The organism is Streptomyces sp. CC224B (genome assembly GCF_030010595.1).
Classification (GTDB): Bacteria; Actinomycetota; Actinomycetes; order Streptomycetales; family Streptomycetaceae; genus Streptomyces; species Streptomyces longispororuber.
In genome coordinates this window covers 31,708-48,816 of the sequence record NZ_JASCXL010000053.1, presented here as the reverse complement: position 1 = coordinate 48,816, position 17,109 = coordinate 31,708, and the positions used below count along the sequence as shown (strand labels likewise).

The window sequence follows — 17,109 nt, the reverse complement described above, 5'->3', positions numbered from 1 at the left end:
GTTTGCCGCCGGGGCCTGGTGCGCGGCCGGCCACCCGCCGGGGGCACCTGCCGCCCGGGCCTGGCGCGCGGCCGGGGTTATGCCGTCGGCGGGGACGGTGGGGGGTTCGCCCCTGGCGGGGGAGGCCGTCTCCGCAGCGCGGGCCTCCTCCACCTCGTGGGGCGCAGGGGGCGGGGACGCGTAGGTGGCCGCGTGGGTCTCCTCCACCACCTCCGGCGCAGGGAGCGCACACGCGGCCGTGTGGGCCTCATCCACCGCCTCCGGCCCGGACGACACGCGGCCCTCATCCACCCCACCCGGCGCGGACGACACGGGGCTCTCATCCACCCTGCCCGGCGTGGGAGACGCGAGGCTCTCATCCACCCCGCCCGACGCGGAGCACGCACAGCTCTCATCCACCCCGCCCGACGCGGAGGACCCCGAGATCTCCGCCGTCCCGTCCGGCGCGGAGGGCTCGTCGGGCTCGACCGGCCCGTCCGGCGGGCTCTTGTCGTAGGCGTCCATTCCGTCCCGTTCCCCGATCCCGCACCGATCCTTGCCGCCGGAACGGTACTCAGACCTGCCCGCCCGGCACAGCGTCCCGGAGGTTATCCACAGGGTTGACACCTTATGGCGCCGCGCCGCACCATTGAATTCCGGCGGACCGAACGATCGGTCGGGAGCCGGTGAGGACGCAGAGACTGCCCGAGGTCGAGGGGGACCGAGATGGCGACAGCGCACCAGCCGCCCGTCGTGGCGGAGGACGAGGCCGCGGCCGGCGCCGTGTCCACCGCCGCGGTGGTGGACACGGCCGCGCTCGAGTCCGCCTTCGACGCGGCCGTGGCCGCCGACGAGCGCATCGAGCCGCGCGACTGGATGCCCGACGCCTATCGCGCGACGCTCGTGCGCCAGATCGCGCAGCACGCCCACTCCGAGATCATCGGCATGCAGCCGGAGGCCAACTGGATCACGCGCGCCCCGTCCCTGCGCCGCAAGGCCATCCTGATGGCCAAGGTCCAGGACGAGGCGGGCCACGGCCTGTATCTGTACAGCGCGGCGGAGACGCTCGGCACCAGCCGCGACGAGCTCCTCGACAAGCTGCACGCGGGCCGCCAGAAGTACTCCTCGATCTTCAACTACCCGACGCTGACGTGGGCCGACGTAGGCGCCATCGGCTGGCTCGTGGACGGCGCGGCGATCACCAACCAGGTCCCGCTCTGCCGCTGCTCCTACGGTCCGTATGCGCGCGCGATGGTCCGTATCTGCAAGGAGGAGTCCTTCCACCAGCGCCAGGGGTACGAGCTTCTGCTCGCCCTCAGCCGCGGCACCCCCGAGCAGCACGAGATGGCCCAGGACGCGGTGAACCGCTGGTGGTGGCCGTCCCTGATGATGTTCGGCCCGCCGGACGCCGAGTCGTCGCACTCCGAGCAGTCGATGACCTGGAAGATCAAGCGCCACTCGAACGACGAGCTGCGCCAGCGCTTCGTGGACATCTGCGTCCCCCAGGCGGAGTCGCTGGGCCTCACCCTTCCGGACCCGGACCTGAAGTGGAACGAGGAGCGGGGCCACCACGACTTCGGCGCCATCGACTGGAGCGAGTTCTGGGCGGTCCTCAAGGGCAACGGCCCGTGCAACGAACAGCGGCTGACCCAGCGCAGGCGGGCCCACGAGGAAGGCGCGTGGGTGCGCGAGGCGGCCGCCGCGTACGCCGCCAAGCACAGCGACCACGACAAGGACCGCCGGCCCGCGACGCCCGGCACTCACGGGGAGGCGACCGCATGAGCAACTCGACCGAATGGCCGCTGTGGGAAGTGTTCGTGCGCTCGCGCCGCGGCCTCTCGCACACGCACGCGGGCAGCCTGCACGCCCCGGACGCCGAGATGGCCCTGCGCAACGCCCGTGACCTGTACACGCGCCGGAGCGAGGGTGTCTCCCTCTGGGTGGTGCCGTCCGCCGCGATCACCGCCTCCTCGCCGGACGAGAAGGACGCCTTCTTCGACCCGGCCGCCGACAAGCCGTACCGCCACCCGACGTTCTACGACATCCCGGAAGGGGTGCAGCACCTGTGACCACCGCACCCCGCACGGCCCACGTCGCGGCCCTCGCCCTCGGCGACGACGCACTGGTGCTCTCCCACCGCCTGGGCGAGTGGGCGGGGCACGCCCCCGTGCTCGAGGAGGAGGTCGCCCTGGCGAACATCGCCCTGGACCTCCTCGGCCAGGCCCGGGTCCTGCTGTCCCTGGCCGGCGACGAGGACGAGCTGGCGTACCTGCGCGAGGAGCGCGCCTTCCGCAACGTCCAGTTGGTCGAGCAGCCGAACGGCGACTTCGCCCACACCATCGCCCGCCAGCTCTACTTCTCCGTCTACCAAGGCCTGTTGTACGACCGGCTGGCCACCACGGAGAGCGAGCTGGCGCCCCTGGCCGCGAAGGCCGTCAAGGAAGTCGCCTACCACCGCGACCACGCCGAGCAGTGGACGCTCCGGCTCGGCGACGGCACGGCCGAGAGCCACGAGCGGATGCAGCGCGGCCTCGACGCGCTGTGGCGGTTCACCGGCGAGCTGTTCCGGCCGGTGCCGGGCCTGGACGTCGACGGGGAGGCCCTGCGCACCGAGTGGACGGCCACGGTCACCTCCGTCATCCGGAAGGCGACGCTGACCGTCCCGGAGGGCCCGCAGGCCGGGGCCTGGGCCGCGGGCGCCGGGCGCGAGGGCCTGCACACGGAGTCCTTCGGGCGGATGCTCGCCGAGATGCAGCACCTGCACCGCAGCCACCCGGGGGCGTCATGGTGACCACCGCGCCCACCCCCCTGGAGGAGCGGCTCCGCGCCCTGGCCGGCTCGGTGCCCGACCCCGAGCTGCCCGTCCTGACCCTCGCGGAGCTGGGCGTGGTGCGCGGGGTGCGCGTCAGCGGGCCGAGCCGCGTCGAGGTCGAGCTGACGCCGACGTACACCGGCTGCCCCGCGATCGAGGCCATGACCGCGGACATAGAGCGGGTCCTGCACGAGCACGGCATGGCCGACGTCCAGGTGCGCACGGTGCTCTCCCCGGCCTGGTCCACGGACGACATCAGCGCCGAGGGCCGCCGCAAACTGGCCGAGTTCGGCATCGCCCCGCCCCGCCCGCACACCGCCGACGGCCCCGTGCCGCTCACCCTCACGGTCCGCTGCCCGCACTGCGGCTCCACCGACACCGAACTGCTCAGCCGCTTCTCGTCCACGGCCTGCAAGGCGCTGCGCCGCTGCGTGACCTGCCGCGAACCCTTCGACCACTTCAAGGAGCTGTGATGGCGCGCTTCCATCCGCTGCGCGTGGCGGCCGTCGAGCAGCTCACCGACGACTCCGTGGCCCTCACCTTCGACGTCCCGGAACCCCTCCGCGAGGAGTACCGCTACGACCCCGGCCAGCACCTCGCCCTGCGCCGCGTCGTGGACGGCGTGGAGATCCGCCGTACGTACTCCATCTGCTCGCCGGCGCCCGCTCCGGGAGCCACCGGGGAGCCACGGACGCTGCGGGTCGGCGTGCGCGTGGTGGACGGCGGCGCCTTCTCCACGTACGCGCACAAGGAGATAGCCGCGGGCGACGAGCTGGAGGTGATGACCCCGGCGGGCCGCTTCACCCTGGACCCCGCGCCCGGGCGGTACGCGGCGGTGGTCGGCGGCAGCGGCATCACCCCGGTGCTCTCCATCGTCACCACGCTTCTGGAGCGCGAGCCGCGCGCCGCGTTCTGCCTCGTCCGCAGCGACCGCACCGCCGCGTCCACGATGTTCCTGGAGGAGGTCGCCGACCTCAAGGACCGCTGGCCGGACCGGTTCCAGCTCGTGACGGTGCTCTCCCGGGAGGAACAGCAGGCCGGGCTCACCTCCGGGCGGCTCGACCAGGAGCGGCTCACCCAGTTGCTGCCCGCGCTGCTGCCGGTCGCCGAGGTGGACGGTTGGTTCCTGTGCGGTCCGTACGGCCTGGTGCAGAGCGCGGAGCGGACCCTGCGGTCCCTCGGCGTGGACCGCCGCCGTATCCACGAGGAGATCTTCCACGTCGACGCCGCTCCGACGGCCTCGGCGCCCCTCCCGACGCCCGAGCACAGCACGGTCACCGTCACCCTCGACGGCCGCTCCGGCACCTGGCCGGTCCAGGCCGGTGAGTCGCTGCTCGACACGGTGCTGCGCAACCGCGCGGACGCGCCCTTCGCCTGCAAGGGCGGGGTGTGCGGCACCTGCCGCGCCTTCAAGGTCTCCGGTGAAGTGCGGATGGACCGTAACTTCGCGCTGGAGCCGGAGGAGACCGAGGCGGGGTACGTCCTGGCCTGCCAGTCCCACCCCACCACGGACAAGGTGGAGCTGGACTTCGACCGCTGAGCACCCCCCGCCCGCCTGTTCCCTTCTTCTGAGACCTGTTCTACCTTGACGCCCCGTCAGCTCCCGTGCGCGGGGCGGCAGGACGGACGGGCACGGACAGGCCGGGCGGGAAGGACGTGCAGTGGACTTCACCTTCACCGAGGAACAGCAGGCGGCGCTCGAAGCGGCGAAGGCCCTCTTCGCCGACGTCGCGCCGGACGGTGTGCCGAGCCCGTCCCTCACCCCCGGCGCCGTCGCCGAGGACTTCGACCGTGCCTTGTGGGCCAGGCTGGCGGACGCCGACCTGCTCAGCCTGCTCCTCGCTCCCGAGTACGGTGGTTCGGGCCTCGACGCCATCGCGCTCTGCCTGGTGCTGCGCGAATCCGCGAAGGTCCTCGCTCGCGTCCCGCTCCTGGAGTCGAGTGCGGCCGCCTGCACCGTACAGGCTCATGGCAGCGCGGAGTTGAAACGGCGGCTCCTCCCGCCGACCGCTCGTGGTGACGTCGTCCTGACCGTCGCCGCGCACGGGCGCACGGGCCACGACGGAGCCGAACTCGCCGTCGCCGCCCGGCCCGACGGCCCCGACTGGCTGCTCGACGGCACCCAGACCGCCGTGCCCTGGGCACACAACGCTGACTTCGTCCTGGTACCGGCCACCGCGCCGGAGGGCGGTGCCGTTCTCGCCGTCGTGCCCCGCGCCGTTCCCGGTCTGAGCATCGCCGACCAGTTCTCCACCCACGGCGAACGCCTCGGCGAGCTGCGCCTGGACGCGGTGCGCGTCCCGGGCCACGACCTCGTCACCGCCGACGGAGCCTGGGACGTCCTGCGCCACCTGCTCGCGACGGGCACCTGCGCGCTCGCCCTGGGCCTCGGCACCGAGGTACTGCGGATGACCAGCGAATACACCGGCAAACGGGAGCAGTTCGGCCACCCCATCGCCACCTTCCAGGCCGTCGCGGTGCAAGCCGCCGACCGCTACATCGACCTGCGTGCCATGGAAGCCACCCTCTGGCAGGCCGCCTGGCGACTCAGCACGCCGGACGCCACTCCCCTGGGCAACGGCGGTCCGCTGCCCGTCGCCGCGGACGTAGCCGTGGCCAAGACATGGGCGTCGGACGGCGTACGCCGCGTCGTCCAGACCGCGCAGCACCTGCACGGCGGCCTGGGCGCGGACACCGACTACCCCCTGCACCGCTACCACGCCTGGGCCAAGTACCTGGAGCTCTCCCTGGGCCCCGCGGCAGCCCATGAGGAGGCCCTCGGCGAGATCCTCTCCGCCCACGCCCCTGGCTGACGGAGCGGGGCCCCACGGGCCCCGCGAGGGGACCTGGGCAAGCCATGAGCCCTGAGCGCCCGGGGCGGGCACCACACCATACGCGGAGCATCGCGCGGTAGCGCCCTACGAACGCGAAGGCCCGGCCGACGCCTCCAGGAGCACGCCGGTGCCCGGTGCCCGGCCAACGCGGGCGCCGCCCGTGGCAGACCAGGGAGGCGTCCTGCGACCGCGCCGACGCCCTAGATCACGGTGCCCGGCTGGCCCTTGTCGTCGACGACCGGCTTGCCGGAGGCCTCCCAGACCTGCATGCCGCCGTCCACGTTGACGGCGTCGAAGCCCTGCTGGGCGAGGTACATCGTCACCTGCGCCGAACGCCCCCCGGACCGGCAGATCACGTGCACCTTGCCGTCCTGGGGCGCCGCCTCCGTCAACTCACCGAAACGCGCGGTGAACTCGCTCATCGGAATGTGCAGCGCGTTCGCCGCGTGACCGGCCTGCCACTCGTCGTCCTCGCGGACGTCGAGCAGGAAGTCTCCGTCGGAGAGATCAGCGACCGTGACCGTGGGCACACCAGAACCGAATTGCATGCCACCGACGCTACCCGACCCCACCACCCCGCCCCGGCCCGACCACCCGGAACCAGCCGAGCCGCCCCCTCGAACCCCGCACAGCCCTCACCCCCGCAGCCCTCGCCCCCGGCAGGCATCCACGCCACCCACCATCCGGCCCGGCACCCAGAAGCCACCCACTCTGCGACCCGGCGCACGCCGCGCCACGTCACGCGGCCTGCAACCGCTCCAGTTCCGCCTCGCGCTCCGCCACCTGGGCCAGCAGTTGCTCGGCGATCTCGTCGAGGAGCCGGTCCGGGTCGTCCGGCGCCAGCTTCAGCATCGCGCCGATCGCGCTCTCCTCCAGCTCACGCGCGACCACCGACAGGAGTTCCTTGCGCTGCGCGAGCCACTCGAGCCGCGCGTACAGCTCCTCGCCGGGGGTGGGCCGCCGCTCGTCCGGCACCGGCCCCGCGTCCCACTCCTCGTGCAGCTCGCGCAGCAGCGCCTCGTCACCACGGCCGTACGCGGTGTTCACCCGCGCGATGAACGCGTCCCGCCGCTCCCGCTCCTGGTCGTCCTGCGCGAGGTCGGGGTGGGCCTTGCGGACCAGCTCGCGGTAGAGCTTGCGCGCCTCGTCACTGGGCCGCACCCGCTGCGGCGGCCGCACCGACTGATCGGTCAGCATCGCGGCGGCCTCGGGCGGCAGCCCGTCGCCGTCCATCCAGCCGTGGAACAGCTCGTCCACGCCCGGTATCGGCAGGACCCGCGCCCGGGCCTCCTCCGCCTTGCGCCGGTCCTCCGGGTCGCCGGACCGTGCCGCGACGGCCTCGGCGATCAGCGCGTCCAGCTCGTCGAGGCGGGCGTACATGGGGCCGAGCTTCTGGTGGTGCAGCCGGGAGAAGTTCTCCACCTCGACCCGGAACGTCTCCACCGCGATCTCGTACTCGATCAACGCCTGCTCAGCCGCCCGCACAGCCTTCTCGAGCCGCTCCTCGGGCCGGGCGCCGCCGGCCTGCGGCACGCCCTCGGGCGTCTCGTCCTGTGCTTGCTCGGCTTCCGGGGTCGTCACCTGCCCAGCGTAGGACACGGGCCGGGCGCCACCGTGCCCAGAGCCCGAACGCCGGCGGCCCCGCGCCTCTCCGTTTCTCTCACACCCCCCTCACACCCCCGTCTCAGCCGCGACGCGCCCCTCCCGGACGGCGGTGACCAGCAGCGCGTGGTCCGCCTCCGTACGGTCGGCGTACGCCACCGCGAAGTCGGCCATGGCCTCGTCCAGTTCGTCGTTCTTGCCGCAGTACCCGGCGATGAGGCGCGGATCCGCGCTGTGGGCGTGCGCGCGGGCCAGGAGGGCGCCGGTCATACGGCCGTAGTCGTCCAGTTGGTCGGGAGCCAGTGCGGCCGGGTCGACGCTGCCCTTGCGGTTGCGGAACTGCCGTACCTGGAAGGGGCGCCCGGCGATCGTGGTCCAGCCGAGCAGGAAGTCGCTGACCACCTGCATTCGCTTCTGGCCGCGCACCACCCTCCGGCCCTCGTGGACGACCTCCTGCGCCGTGAAGCCGACCGCGGGTAGATGGGGCAGCAGCGCCGAGGGGCACGCCTCCTTGACCTGGAGCACCAGCGGTTCACCCCGGTGGTCGAGGAGCAGCACCACGTACGACCGCAGGCCGACGCTTCCGGTGCCGACGACGCGGAACGCCACGTCCTGGATCGCGTACCGCGCGAGCAGGGGGAGGCGGTCCTCGGACAGCGTGTTCCGGTACTCGCCCAGGGCGAGGGCGACCGCCGCCGCCTCGGCGTCCGGTATGCGCCGCAGGACCGGCGGGGCGTCGACGAAGCGCCGGGGTGTGACGCCGTCGTGGCCGTCCCCCGCACCCTCGACCGGCTCGGTCGACTTGGCCGCGAAGCGGGCGCTCGTGTTCTGCCGGGCCTTCTGCGCGACCCGGTCGAGGGTGCCGAGCAGGTCGCGCGCGTCGGTGTGGGAGACCAGTTCCTCGTCGGCGATCGCGTTCCAGGCGTCGAGGACCGGGAGCTTGGCGAGCAGGCGCATCGTGCGGCGGTACGCGCCGACGGCGTCGTAGGCGGCTTCCTTGCAGGCGTCCTCGGTGGCACCCGCCTGGCGGCCTGCGAGCACGAGGGAGGCGGCCAGCCGTTTTACGTCCCACTCCCAGGGGCCGTGGGCGGTTTCGTCGAAGTCGTTCAGATCGATGATGAGGCCGCCGCGCGCGTCCCCGTACAGACCGAAGTTGGCCGCGTGGGCGTCGCCGCAGATCTGTGCGCCGATGCCGGTGACGGGAGTGCGCGCGAGGTCGTGGGCCATGAGCCCGGCCGCCCCGCGCAGGAAGGCGAACGGCGTCGCGGCCATCCGGCCCGTACGGATCGGGGCGAGCTCCGGGAGCCGGCCCCTGTTGGTCTCCTCCAGGACGGAGAGCGGGTCGGGCCGGTGGTCGTCCGGCACGAACCGCGCGTGCGCGGAGCGCGGTACCCCCGCCCGCAGGGCCTTGCCCTCCTGCTTGGGCCTCGCGTGCTCCGCCCCGCCGAGCCCGGGGTGGCGAGCGAAGCCCTCCACGTGGGGCAGCCGCCAGGCGTCACGCGCTTCACGCGGGCCCGGCACCGCCGCGCCGGAGCTCCGTCCGCCGGGTGCGTCGGCCGCTGCGGCGCCCGCGCCCTCAGCGTCGCCCCCTGCCGTGGCCCGTCCGCCCGTACCTGATGTGTCAGTTGTCTCAGTCACGGCCATCGCCCCCCGGTTCCGGTGTCCGCGCAGCTCTTGCCGACACACCCCGGCCGAGGCAGATCCGCCCCGCGCCGGCGAGTGGCGTCGCGAACATCAACTGCCATCGACCGTACCGCCGCGGACGAATCCCCGTCAGAGCCTGTGGATAACTCCGGCCGACCGCCGTCACGAGCCGGGCGGTGACATACATCACGACTCCCGCATGCCCCGCGAGAGTCGTAAGCAGTCGGCGTCGGCATCGGCATCCGGACACAGATGTCACGGGAAGCATGGCCCCGGGCATCGGCACGGACACGGACGAGGGCCTGGGCGCAGCCGCGAGCCACCCCCGAAGGAACGCCCGCGCACCCGCACGCCACACGCCCACCCGCCAGCCGAGCACCATCGCAGCCGATCGCACCGCGGCGACCAGCCGTGAAAGAGAGCTGGAGAAAAAAGAAAGACCCCAGATGAACTGGGGTCTCACTTGGTGCGCGAGGGGGGAGTTGAACCCCCACGCCCTTTCGGGCACTGGAACCTGAATCCAGCGCGTCTGCCTATTCCGCCACCCGCGCATGGGTGTTGTCTTTGGGTCTCTCACTGTGTGGTGCGAGCGCCTGCCGACATCCAGAAGATTAGCACGCTGCGGAGGGTGGATTCACATCCGTATGTGCGGGCACCTGCGCGGGGACCCGAGCCGCCCCCTCCCCCCGGCTTCCGCTCCCGCGAACCCAAGAGACCTCCCAGCCTCCGCAACCACCTCAGCCCCACAGTCCCCACCCCAGGCGCCTATGCCACCTCCCCGCAGCCCCACAGCTCTCAGCCGAGCCCCACGCCCCGTACGCCTCCAGCCGTACGCGCCCCCAGCCGCACACCCCCCCCCCACCCCTCAGGGCACCACCCCTCAGCGCGACCCCACCCAAAGCCCCCACCCTCGGCCCGCACCACAGCCCCACTCAGCCACTCCCACGCAGGCCCTCCCCCCGAGCCAGAAGGCACCGCTCACTCCCCACCACCCCATCCGGCGCACCCGCCACGCCCGCCCCCACACACCCCGCACACACCTCACACCTCGTGCTCCGCCGTGACTTCCCCCACCCCCGCCCGGCACCCGCCAGGCGCCGCACGGCCCCGTCGGGCACCCCCACCGGCAACCTGCTGCCAGACGCAACTAAGCCACCCGTCAAGTCCTCCTCCAAGGTCCACGGGCACGTGCGGGACACTGTCTTCAGAGCCCCTCTACGATCCCTGGTAAAGAGGAACCCGACCCGGCCCGCACGGGCCCGAGATGTCCGGCGAGGACATGGGCGGGTACCTGTACGGGAACCCTGCGGGAACACCGTGCCCGGCGCCCAGGACTGGGCCGGCGGGCCGCGCGGATCCGAGCAGGGCCCGAGCAGCACCCCAGCACCACCCCCAGCACCACCCGAGCAGGACCCGGAGCAGGCTGAGCGCGAGGCCTGACCCGACCCGCGCAGGCCCAGCAGGCCCGGGCATCCGCCCGCGCAGGCTCGGGCCCCGCCGCACCAGCGGCCGGGACCAGGAAGCGACCACGGCGGAAGGAAGAGCGGAAGGCGAGGCAGGAGCGAGCGAGCGCGGAAGGACCGGAACCGCGGAGTCCGAGCGGCAGCCCCGCACCGGGACACCGGCCGGGCCGGGAGCACCGGACCCGGGCACCGGACGGGAGCACCACAGCGGGACACCTATGGGCCACCCCGGACACCGAGGTCAGGACGCCCGGGCCGGACGTCGACGCCCGGCCCGGACACCCGGCCCCGGACACCCGGAGCCGGCACGTCGGACGCCAGGTGCCGGTACGCCGGACCCCTGGTCGGGAAGCGCCCCCGGCGGTTCCCGAAGGAGCCCCTGAAAGATCCCTGAAGGTCGACGGAGGAGCACCGTGGATCACCAGCGAAGACCCGGGCAGATGCCGGGCAGGACCCTGGTGCGCGTCCGGTGGAACCCTGAACGATCCCGGAGGATCCCGGAAGGGCGGTGCGGGCATGCCTTGTGAGAGGCGACACTCGTGGTCTGGGCAGACAGGGGGAACCAGCTGATTTCCCGGCGCGTGGATACGATCAGTAAGCAGTACGAGGATGACAACGACGGAGGAGGTGCCCCATGGGAGTCCTGAAGAAGTTCGAGCAGCGACTCGAAGGTCTGGTCAACGGCACCTTCGCCAAGGTGTTCAAGTCCGAGGTCCAGCCCGTCGAGATCGCCGGTGCCCTGCAGCGCGAGTGCGACAACAACGCGACGATCTGGAACCGCGAGCGGACCGTCGTCCCGAACGACTTCATCGTGGAGCTCAGCGCCCCCGACTTCGAGCGCCTGAGCCCCTACTCCGGGCAGCTCGGCGACGAGCTGTCCGGCATGGTGCGCGAGTACGCGAAGCAGCAGCGCTACAGCTTCATGGGGCCCATCAAGGTCCACCTGGAGAAGGCCGAGGACCTCGACACCGGCCTGTACCGGGTGCGCAGCCGCACGCTCGCGTCCAGCACCTCGCAGACTCCCGACCCCGTGTCCGGCGGCCCGGCGGGCCCCGGCGGCGGACCCACGAGCGCGGGCCAGGGCCGCGCGGGGGGCTCCGGCTTCCCGCAGGGCCCCTCGGGCGCTCCTCCCATGCCTGCCGCACCGCCTCCCGGCGCGGCCGCGGGCCGCCCGCAGGGGCCGGGCCCCGGCGCCCTGCCGGGCACACAAGTACGGCGCTGGATTGAGATCAACGGCAATCGCCACCAGATCTCCCGCCCGACGCTGGTGCTGGGACGCAGCACCGACGCCGATGTGCGGATCGACGACCCCGGCGTATCGCGCCGGCACTGTGAGATCCGGACCGGAACGCCCTCGACGATCCAGGATCTCGGGTCTACCAACGGCATCGTGGTAGACGGGCAGCACACCACCCGCGCTACGCTCCGCGACGGCTCGCGGATCGTCGTGGGCAGTACCACCATCATTTACCGGCAAGCCGAAGGGTGAAGCGGGGGCAATGTCAGAGCTGACCCTGACGGTCATGCGGCTGGGTTTCCTGGCCGTTCTGTGGCTGTTCGTGATCGTGGCCGTCCAGGTCATCCGCAGCGACCTGTTCGGTACGCGCGTCACCCAGCGCGGCGCGCGCCGGGAGGGCGGCCGCCAGGCCGCCCGGCAGGCCGCCGCGGCGCCGCCGCCGCAGCAGCGCCAGCAGGGCGGCGGGCGCCAGTCCGGCGGGGGCCGCCAGCGCCGGGGCGCCCCCACGAAGCTGGTCGTCTCGGAGGGCACGCTCACGGGTACGACCGTCGCCCTGCAGGGACAGACGATCACCCTGGGCCGGGCGCACGACTCGACCATCGTGCTGGACGACGACTACGCCTCCAGCAGGCATGCCAGGATCTACCCGGACCGTGACGGCCAGTGGATCGTCGAGGACCTCGGGTCCACCAACGGCACCTATCTCGACCGGACCCGCCTGACCACCCCGACGCCCGTTCCGCTGAACGCGCCGATCCGCATCGGCAAGACCGTCATCGAGCTGCGGAAGTAGTACGACAATGAGCGAGCGGAGCGAGCGAGCCGACGCGGTCCAGACACAGGACGCCAGCGCGCTCCCGACCGGAGGGTGGGCACCGTGCGGATGTACCCGGAGCCGACGGGCGAGGTGCGCATGAGTCTGTCACTGCGTTTCGCCGCCGGATCGCACAAAGGCATGATCCGGGAGGGGAACGAGGACTCCGGTTACGCCGGTCCGCGTCTCCTCGCCATCGCCGACGGCATGGGCGGCCAGGCCGCGGGCGAGGTCGCCAGCTCCGAGGTGATCTCGACGCTCGTCACCCTCGACGACGACGTCCCGGGCTCGGACATCCTCACCTCGCTCGGCTCCGCCGTGCAGCGCGCCAACGACCAGCTGCGCCTCATGGTCGAGGAGGACCCGCAGCTCGAGGGCATGGGCACGACGCTCACCGCCCTGCTGTGGACCGGCCAGCGGCTCGGGCTCGTCCACGTCGGCGACTCGCGCGCGTACCTGCTGCGGGACGGCGTCCTCACGCAGATCACGCAGGACCACACCTGGGTGCAGCGGCTCGTCGACGAGGGCCGCATCACCGAGGAGGAGGCGACCACGCACCCGCAGCGCTCGCTGCTGATGCGCGCCCTCGGCAGCGGCGACCACGTGGAGCCCGATCTCTCCATCCGCGAAGTTCGCGCCGGCGACCGGTACTTGATCTGCTCCGACGGCCTCTCCGGCGTCGTGTCGCACCAGACGATGGAGGACACGCTCGCGAGCTACCAGGGCCCCCAGGAGACCGTGCAGGAGCTCATCCAGCTCGCGCTGCGCGGCGGTGGCCCGGACAACATCACGGTGATCGTCGCCGACGTCCTGGACATCGACACCGGCGACACCCTCGCGGGCCAGCTCTCCGACACCCCGGTGGTGGTCGGCGCGGTCGCCGAGAACCAGCTCCAGACGAGCGACGGCGGGGCCATGCAGACCCCGGCGGGCCGCGCCTCCGGCCTCGGCCGCCCGGCGCCGCCGTCCTCCGGCGGCTTCGGCCCGCCCGGCAGCGGCGACAGCCCGGAGTACGCGCCGGAGGGCTCCTTCGGGGCGTACGGCGACGAGGACTTCGTGAAGCCCGGCGGCGGCCGCAAGTGGCTCAAGAGATCCCTGTACACGGCGCTCGCGCTCGCCGTCGTCGGCGGCGGCCTCTACGGGGGCTACCGCTGGACGCAGAACCAGTACTACGTGGGCGCGAAGGACGAACACGTGGCGCTCTACCGCGGCATCGACCAGGACCTGGCCTGGGTGAGCCTGTCCAAGGTCGAGAAGGACCACCCCGAGATCGAACTCAAGTACCTGCCGTCGTACCAGCGCAAGCAGGTCGAGGCGACGATCGAGGAGGACAGCCTCGACGACGCCCAGAGCAAGATCGAGGAGCTGGGTCTGCAGGCGTCGGCGTGCAAGAAGAACGCCGAGCGGCGCAAGATCGAGCGGGAGAACAGGGAGCGCGCGGAGAGCGACGCCAAGCCCAGTGCCAAGCCGGGTGAGGACGAGGGCGAGGCGGGCGGTCTGACGAGCCAGACCCTGACCGTGAAGCCCGCGCCCACCGGTGCTCCCGCCGCTCCGGGCACTCCGAACGCCACCGGCGCGCCGACCGCCACCGGCACTCCGACCGCTCCTGGCGACGACAAGAACGCCAAGGACGACAAGTCCAAGTCCACCACCGCACCGACTCCCACACCCGGCCCCAGCCTCTCCGAAGAAGAGCAGAAGCTGGTCCCGCAGTGCGGTAAGCAGTAAGCAGCCGTTGGGGGCCCCTGCACGCCATGAGCAGTAGCACTACACACACGTCGACGATCGGCGCCATCGGCGCGCCGAGCCGGCGCAACACCGAGCTCGCGCTCCTGGTGTTCGCCGTCGTCATCCCGCTGTTCGCCTATATGAACGTGGGCCTCGCCATCTCCGGCGAATTGCCCCCGGGCATGCTCGGCTACGGCCTCGGACTCGGCCTCCTCGCGGGCGTCGCGCACCTGGTGGTGCGCAAGTTCGCGCCGTACGCCGACCCGCTGCTGCTGCCGCTGGCCACGCTGCTGAACGGGCTCGGCCTGGTGGTGATCTGGCGCCTCGACCAGTCCGAGAAGCTGCAGCAGATGGCCAAGGCCTCCTTCGGGGCGTTCAGCCCCGCCGCGCCGAAGCAGCTCCTGTACTCGGCGATCGGCATCGCCCTGTTCGTCGTCGTGATGCTGTTCCTCAAGGACCACCGCGTCCTGCAGCGGTACACGTACATCTCGATGGTCGCCGCGATCGGACTGCTGCTGCTCCCGCTCGTGCCGGGCCTCGGCAAGAACATCTACGGCGCCAAGATCTGGATCCAGGTCGGCGGCTTCTCCATCCAGCCCGCCGAGTTCGCCAAGATCGTCATCGCGGTGTTCTTCGCGGGCTACCTGATGGTCAAGCGCGACGCGCTCGCGCTCGCCAGCCGCCGCTTCATGGGCCTGTACCTGCCGCGCGGGCGTGACCTCGGCCCGATCCTGGCCGTGTGGGCGATGTCCATCCTGATCCTGGTCTTCGAGACCGACCTCGGTACGTCGCTGCTGTTCTTCGGCATGTTCGTCGTGATGCTGTACGTCGCCACGGAGCGCACCAGCTGGATCGTGTTCGGTCTGCTGATGTCCGCCGTGGGCGCCGTCACCGTGGCCTCCTTCGAGCCGCACGTGAAGGTGCGTGTCGACGCCTGGCTGGACCCCTTCTCCAAGGAGGTCATCGCGCAGACGGGCACCGACCAGATCGCCCAGTCGATGATGGCGTTCGGCTCCGGCGGCACCCTCGGCAGCGGCCTCGGCCAGGGCCACTCCGACCTCATCGGCTTCGCCGCCAACTCCGACTTCATCCTCGCCACGTACGGCGAGGAGCTGGGCCTCGCCGGCGTGATGGCGATCCTGCTGATCTACGGCCTGATCGTGGAGCGCGGTGTGCGCACGGCGCTCGCCGCCCGCGACCCCTTCGGCAAGCTGCTCGCGATCGGCATGTCCGGCGCGTTCGCGATCCAGGTGTTCGTCGTCGCCGGCGGTGTGATGGGCCTGATCCCGCTGACCGGTATGACGATGCCGTTCATCGCGTACGGCGGTTCCTCCGTGATCGCCAACTGGGCGCTCGTCGGCATCCTGCTGCGCATCAGCGACACCGCGCGCCGCCCGGCCCCGTCCCCCGCCCCCAACCCCGACGCCGAGATGACCCAGGTGGTACGGCCGTGAACAAGCCCCTGCGCCGCATCGCTGTCTTCTGCGGGCTGCTCGTCCTCGCGCTGCTCGTCCGTGACAACTGGCTCCAGTACGTGAAGGCCGACCACCTCGCCGAGCACGACATGAACCGCCGCGTGCCCATCGAGCGGTACGCGCAGCCGCGCGGCGACATCATCGTCGACGGCAACCCGATCACGGGCTCCAAGAAGGTCGACGGCGACGACTTCAAGTACAAGCGCACGTACAAGAACGGGCCCATGTGGTCCCCGGTCACCGGCTTCGCCTCGCAGCGCATAGGCGCCACGCAGATCGAGTCCATCGAGGACCGCATCCTCACCGGCAACGACGACCGGCTCTTCTTCCGCCGCAGCCTCGACATGCTGACCGGCAAGAAGAAGGAGGGCGGCAACGTCGTCACGACGCTGAACGCCGCCGCGCAGAAGGCCGCGTACAACGGCCTGAAGGGCCGCGGCAAGGGCGCCGTCGCCGCGATCGACCCGCAGACGGGCGCGATCCTGGCGCTGGCCTCCACGCCGTCGTACGACCCCTCCAGCTTCGCGGGGAACACGAACAAGGAGGCCGAGACCTTCGGCAGGCTCGACAAGGACCCCGACAAGCCGCTGCTGAACCGGGCCCTGCGCGAGACCTACCCGCCCGGCTCCACCTTCAAGGTCGTCACGGCCGCCGCGGCCCTGGAGCACGGCCTGTACACGGACATCGACTCCAAGACGCGCTCGCCGCTGCCCTGGGTGATGCCCGACACCCGTACCGAGCTGAAGAACGAGGGCCCCATCCCCTGCAAGAACGCCTCGCTGCGCCAGGCGCTGCGGGTGTCCTGCAACACGGTCTTCGGCAAGATCGGCGCGGACCTCGGCAAGGACAAGATGCTGGAGACGGCGGAGGAGTTCGGCTTCAACGAGGAGCAGTTCGTCCCGGTCCGCTCCAACGCCTCCGTCTTCCCCAAGGACATGGACAAGCCGCAGACCGCGCTGTCGTCCATCGGCCAGTTCGAGACGGCCGCCACGCCGCTGCAGATGGCGATGGTGACCGCCGCGATCGCCAACGACGGCACGCTCATGGAGCCGTACATGGTCAACTCGCTCCAGGCGCCGAGCCTCGACGTGGTCGAGAAGCACTCGCCGAAGGAGATGGGCAAGCCGCTGTCCAAGGAGAACGCGCAGAAGCTCCAGGACATGATGCAGACCGTCGTGGAAGAGGGCACGGGAACCAAGGCCAAGATCCCCGGCGTCACTGTCGGCGGCAAGACCGGTACGGCCCAGCACGGTCTGAACAACAGCAAGAACCCGTACGCGTGGTTCATCAGCTACGCCAAGACCGACTCGGGCTCCCCGGTCGCGGTCGCCGTGGTCGTCGAGGACAGCGACGCCGCCCGGGACGACATCTCCGGCGGCGGTCTCGCGGCGCCCATCGCGAGGGACGTGATGAAGGCGGTCCTCGACAGCAAGAAGTGACCCATGTCACGGCCACTCCCCATCGGTGCACGTAGCGATACCGGTCCTGTATCGGGTGACGGTTGCGGCCGGGTCACGTTAG

The 17,109-nt window shown here is 71.8% G+C and carries 15 protein-coding genes and 1 tRNA gene; 12 read left to right on the top strand and 4 right to left on the bottom strand.

The genetic code is table 11. The features are described from left to right. Positions 1-337 precede the first annotated feature (337 nt). From QK440_RS21620 to QK440_RS21590, 7 genes are all read left to right on the top strand, one after another. The gene (locus tag QK440_RS21620; protein ID WP_282794812.1) at positions 338-496 is read left to right on the top strand and encodes a hypothetical protein; all 159 of its coding nucleotides are present in this window, start codon (positions 338-340) and stop codon (positions 494-496) included. A gap of 209 nt (positions 497-705) precedes the next feature. Beyond that, the gene (gene paaA, locus QK440_RS21615; RefSeq protein WP_282794811.1) at positions 706-1,761 is read left to right on the top strand and encodes a 1,2-phenylacetyl-CoA epoxidase subunit PaaA; all 1,056 of its coding nucleotides are present in this window, start codon (positions 706-708) and stop codon (positions 1,759-1,761) included. After that, positions 1,758-2,048 (top strand): 1,2-phenylacetyl-CoA epoxidase subunit PaaB, encoded by a 291-nt coding sequence (paaB, locus tag QK440_RS21610; protein ID WP_190135378.1) that lies wholly within the window; start codon positions 1,758-1,760, stop codon positions 2,046-2,048. Before paaA ends, paaB begins: the two co-directional genes overlap by 4 nt. Further along, positions 2,045-2,770: a 1,2-phenylacetyl-CoA epoxidase subunit PaaC gene (gene paaC / locus QK440_RS21605; RefSeq protein ID WP_282794810.1), complete on the top strand. Its 726-nt coding sequence runs from the start codon at positions 2,045-2,047 to the stop codon at positions 2,768-2,770. Before paaB ends, paaC begins: the two co-directional genes overlap by 4 nt. After that, a complete protein-coding gene (paaD, locus tag QK440_RS21600; RefSeq protein WP_282794809.1) occupies positions 2,764-3,264 on the top strand; it encodes a 1,2-phenylacetyl-CoA epoxidase subunit PaaD in 501 nt (166 codons plus the stop codon). Before paaC ends, paaD begins: the two co-directional genes overlap by 7 nt. After that, complete coding sequence (paaE, locus tag QK440_RS21595) at positions 3,264-4,331, top strand: 1,2-phenylacetyl-CoA epoxidase subunit PaaE (protein WP_282794808.1); 1,068 nt, start codon at positions 3,264-3,266, stop codon at positions 4,329-4,331. The genes paaD and paaE overlap by 1 nt, the downstream gene beginning before the upstream one ends. Before the next feature lie 121 nt (positions 4,332-4,452). After that, positions 4,453-5,604 (top strand): acyl-CoA dehydrogenase family protein, encoded by a 1,152-nt coding sequence (locus tag QK440_RS21590; RefSeq protein ID WP_282794807.1) that lies wholly within the window; start codon positions 4,453-4,455, stop codon positions 5,602-5,604. A 221-nt stretch (positions 5,605-5,825) separates the two neighbouring features. Here QK440_RS21590 and QK440_RS21585 read toward each other — a convergent pair whose 3' ends face one another. The 4 genes from QK440_RS21585 to QK440_RS21570 all read right to left on the bottom strand — a co-directional run bounded on the left by QK440_RS21585 (position 5,826) and on the right by QK440_RS21570 (position 9,422). Beyond that, positions 5,826-6,155, bottom strand: coding sequence for a rhodanese-like domain-containing protein (locus QK440_RS21585; protein WP_190135401.1), 330 nt, complete (start codon positions 6,153-6,155; stop codon positions 5,826-5,828). A 208-nt stretch (positions 6,156-6,363) separates the two neighbouring features. Then, positions 6,364-7,158 carry a hypothetical protein gene (locus tag QK440_RS21580; RefSeq protein ID WP_282794826.1) on the bottom strand — a complete coding sequence of 265 codons (795 nt, stop codon included), beginning with the start codon at positions 7,156-7,158 and terminating at the stop codon, positions 6,364-6,366. A 138-nt stretch (positions 7,159-7,296) separates the two neighbouring features. Further along, on the bottom strand, positions 7,297-8,871 hold the full coding sequence (locus QK440_RS21575; protein WP_282794806.1) for a DUF2252 domain-containing protein: 1,575 nt from the start codon (positions 8,869-8,871) through the stop codon (positions 7,297-7,299). Positions 8,872-9,335: 464 nt separating this feature from the next. Beyond that, positions 9,336-9,422 (bottom strand) — tRNA-Leu (locus tag QK440_RS21570). Positions 9,423-10,968: 1,546 nt separating this feature from the next. On the opposite strand from QK440_RS21570, the gene QK440_RS21565 reads away from it, so the two are divergent. From QK440_RS21565 to QK440_RS21545, 5 genes are all read left to right on the top strand, one after another. Beyond that, positions 10,969-11,823 carry a DUF3662 and FHA domain-containing protein gene (locus QK440_RS21565; RefSeq protein ID WP_282794805.1) on the top strand — a complete coding sequence of 285 codons (855 nt, stop codon included), beginning with the start codon at positions 10,969-10,971 and terminating at the stop codon, positions 11,821-11,823. 10 nt (positions 11,824-11,833) lie between these two features. Continuing rightward, the gene (locus QK440_RS21560) at positions 11,834-12,364 is read left to right on the top strand and encodes an FHA domain-containing protein (RefSeq protein WP_282794804.1); all 531 of its coding nucleotides are present in this window, start codon (positions 11,834-11,836) and stop codon (positions 12,362-12,364) included. A gap of 120 nt (positions 12,365-12,484) precedes the next feature. Then, a complete protein-coding gene (locus tag QK440_RS21555) occupies positions 12,485-14,113 on the top strand; it encodes a Stp1/IreP family PP2C-type Ser/Thr phosphatase (RefSeq protein WP_282794803.1) in 1,629 nt (542 codons plus the stop codon). A gap of 26 nt (positions 14,114-14,139) precedes the next feature. After that, positions 14,140-15,567: an FtsW/RodA/SpoVE family cell cycle protein gene (locus tag QK440_RS21550; RefSeq protein ID WP_190135368.1), complete on the top strand. Its 1,428-nt coding sequence runs from the start codon at positions 14,140-14,142 to the stop codon at positions 15,565-15,567. Beyond that, positions 15,564-17,027 carry a penicillin-binding protein 2 gene (locus tag QK440_RS21545; RefSeq protein WP_282794802.1) on the top strand — a complete coding sequence of 488 codons (1,464 nt, stop codon included), beginning with the start codon at positions 15,564-15,566 and terminating at the stop codon, positions 17,025-17,027. Before QK440_RS21550 ends, QK440_RS21545 begins: the two co-directional genes overlap by 4 nt. Positions 17,028-17,109 lie beyond the last annotated feature (82 nt).

Bases quoted from the DNA above. Each gene is read 5' to 3' on its own strand.
- QK440_RS21555 (WP_282794803.1), top strand. From the start codon at position 12,485: ATGAGTCTGTCACTGCGTTTCGCCGCCGGATCGCACAAAGGCATGATC.
- QK440_RS21560 (WP_282794804.1), top strand. From the start codon at position 11,834: ATGTCAGAGCTGACCCTGACGGTCATGCGGCTGGGTTTCCTGGCCGTT.
- QK440_RS21565 (WP_282794805.1), top strand. From the start codon at position 10,969: ATGGGAGTCCTGAAGAAGTTCGAGCAGCGACTCGAAGGTCTGGTCAAC.
- paaA (WP_282794811.1), top strand. From the start codon at position 706: ATGGCGACAGCGCACCAGCCGCCCGTCGTGGCGGAGGACGAGGCCGCG.
- paaB (WP_190135378.1), top strand. From the start codon at position 1,758: ATGAGCAACTCGACCGAATGGCCGCTGTGGGAAGTGTTCGTGCGCTCG.
- paaE (WP_282794808.1), top strand. From the start codon at position 3,264: ATGGCGCGCTTCCATCCGCTGCGCGTGGCGGCCGTCGAGCAGCTCACC.
- QK440_RS21550 (WP_190135368.1), top strand. From the start codon at position 14,140: ATGAGCAGTAGCACTACACACACGTCGACGATCGGCGCCATCGGCGCG.
- paaD (WP_282794809.1), top strand. From the start codon at position 2,764: ATGGTGACCACCGCGCCCACCCCCCTGGAGGAGCGGCTCCGCGCCCTG.
- QK440_RS21575 (WP_282794806.1), bottom strand. From the start codon at position 8,871: ATGGCCGTGACTGAGACAACTGACACATCAGGTACGGGCGGACGGGCC.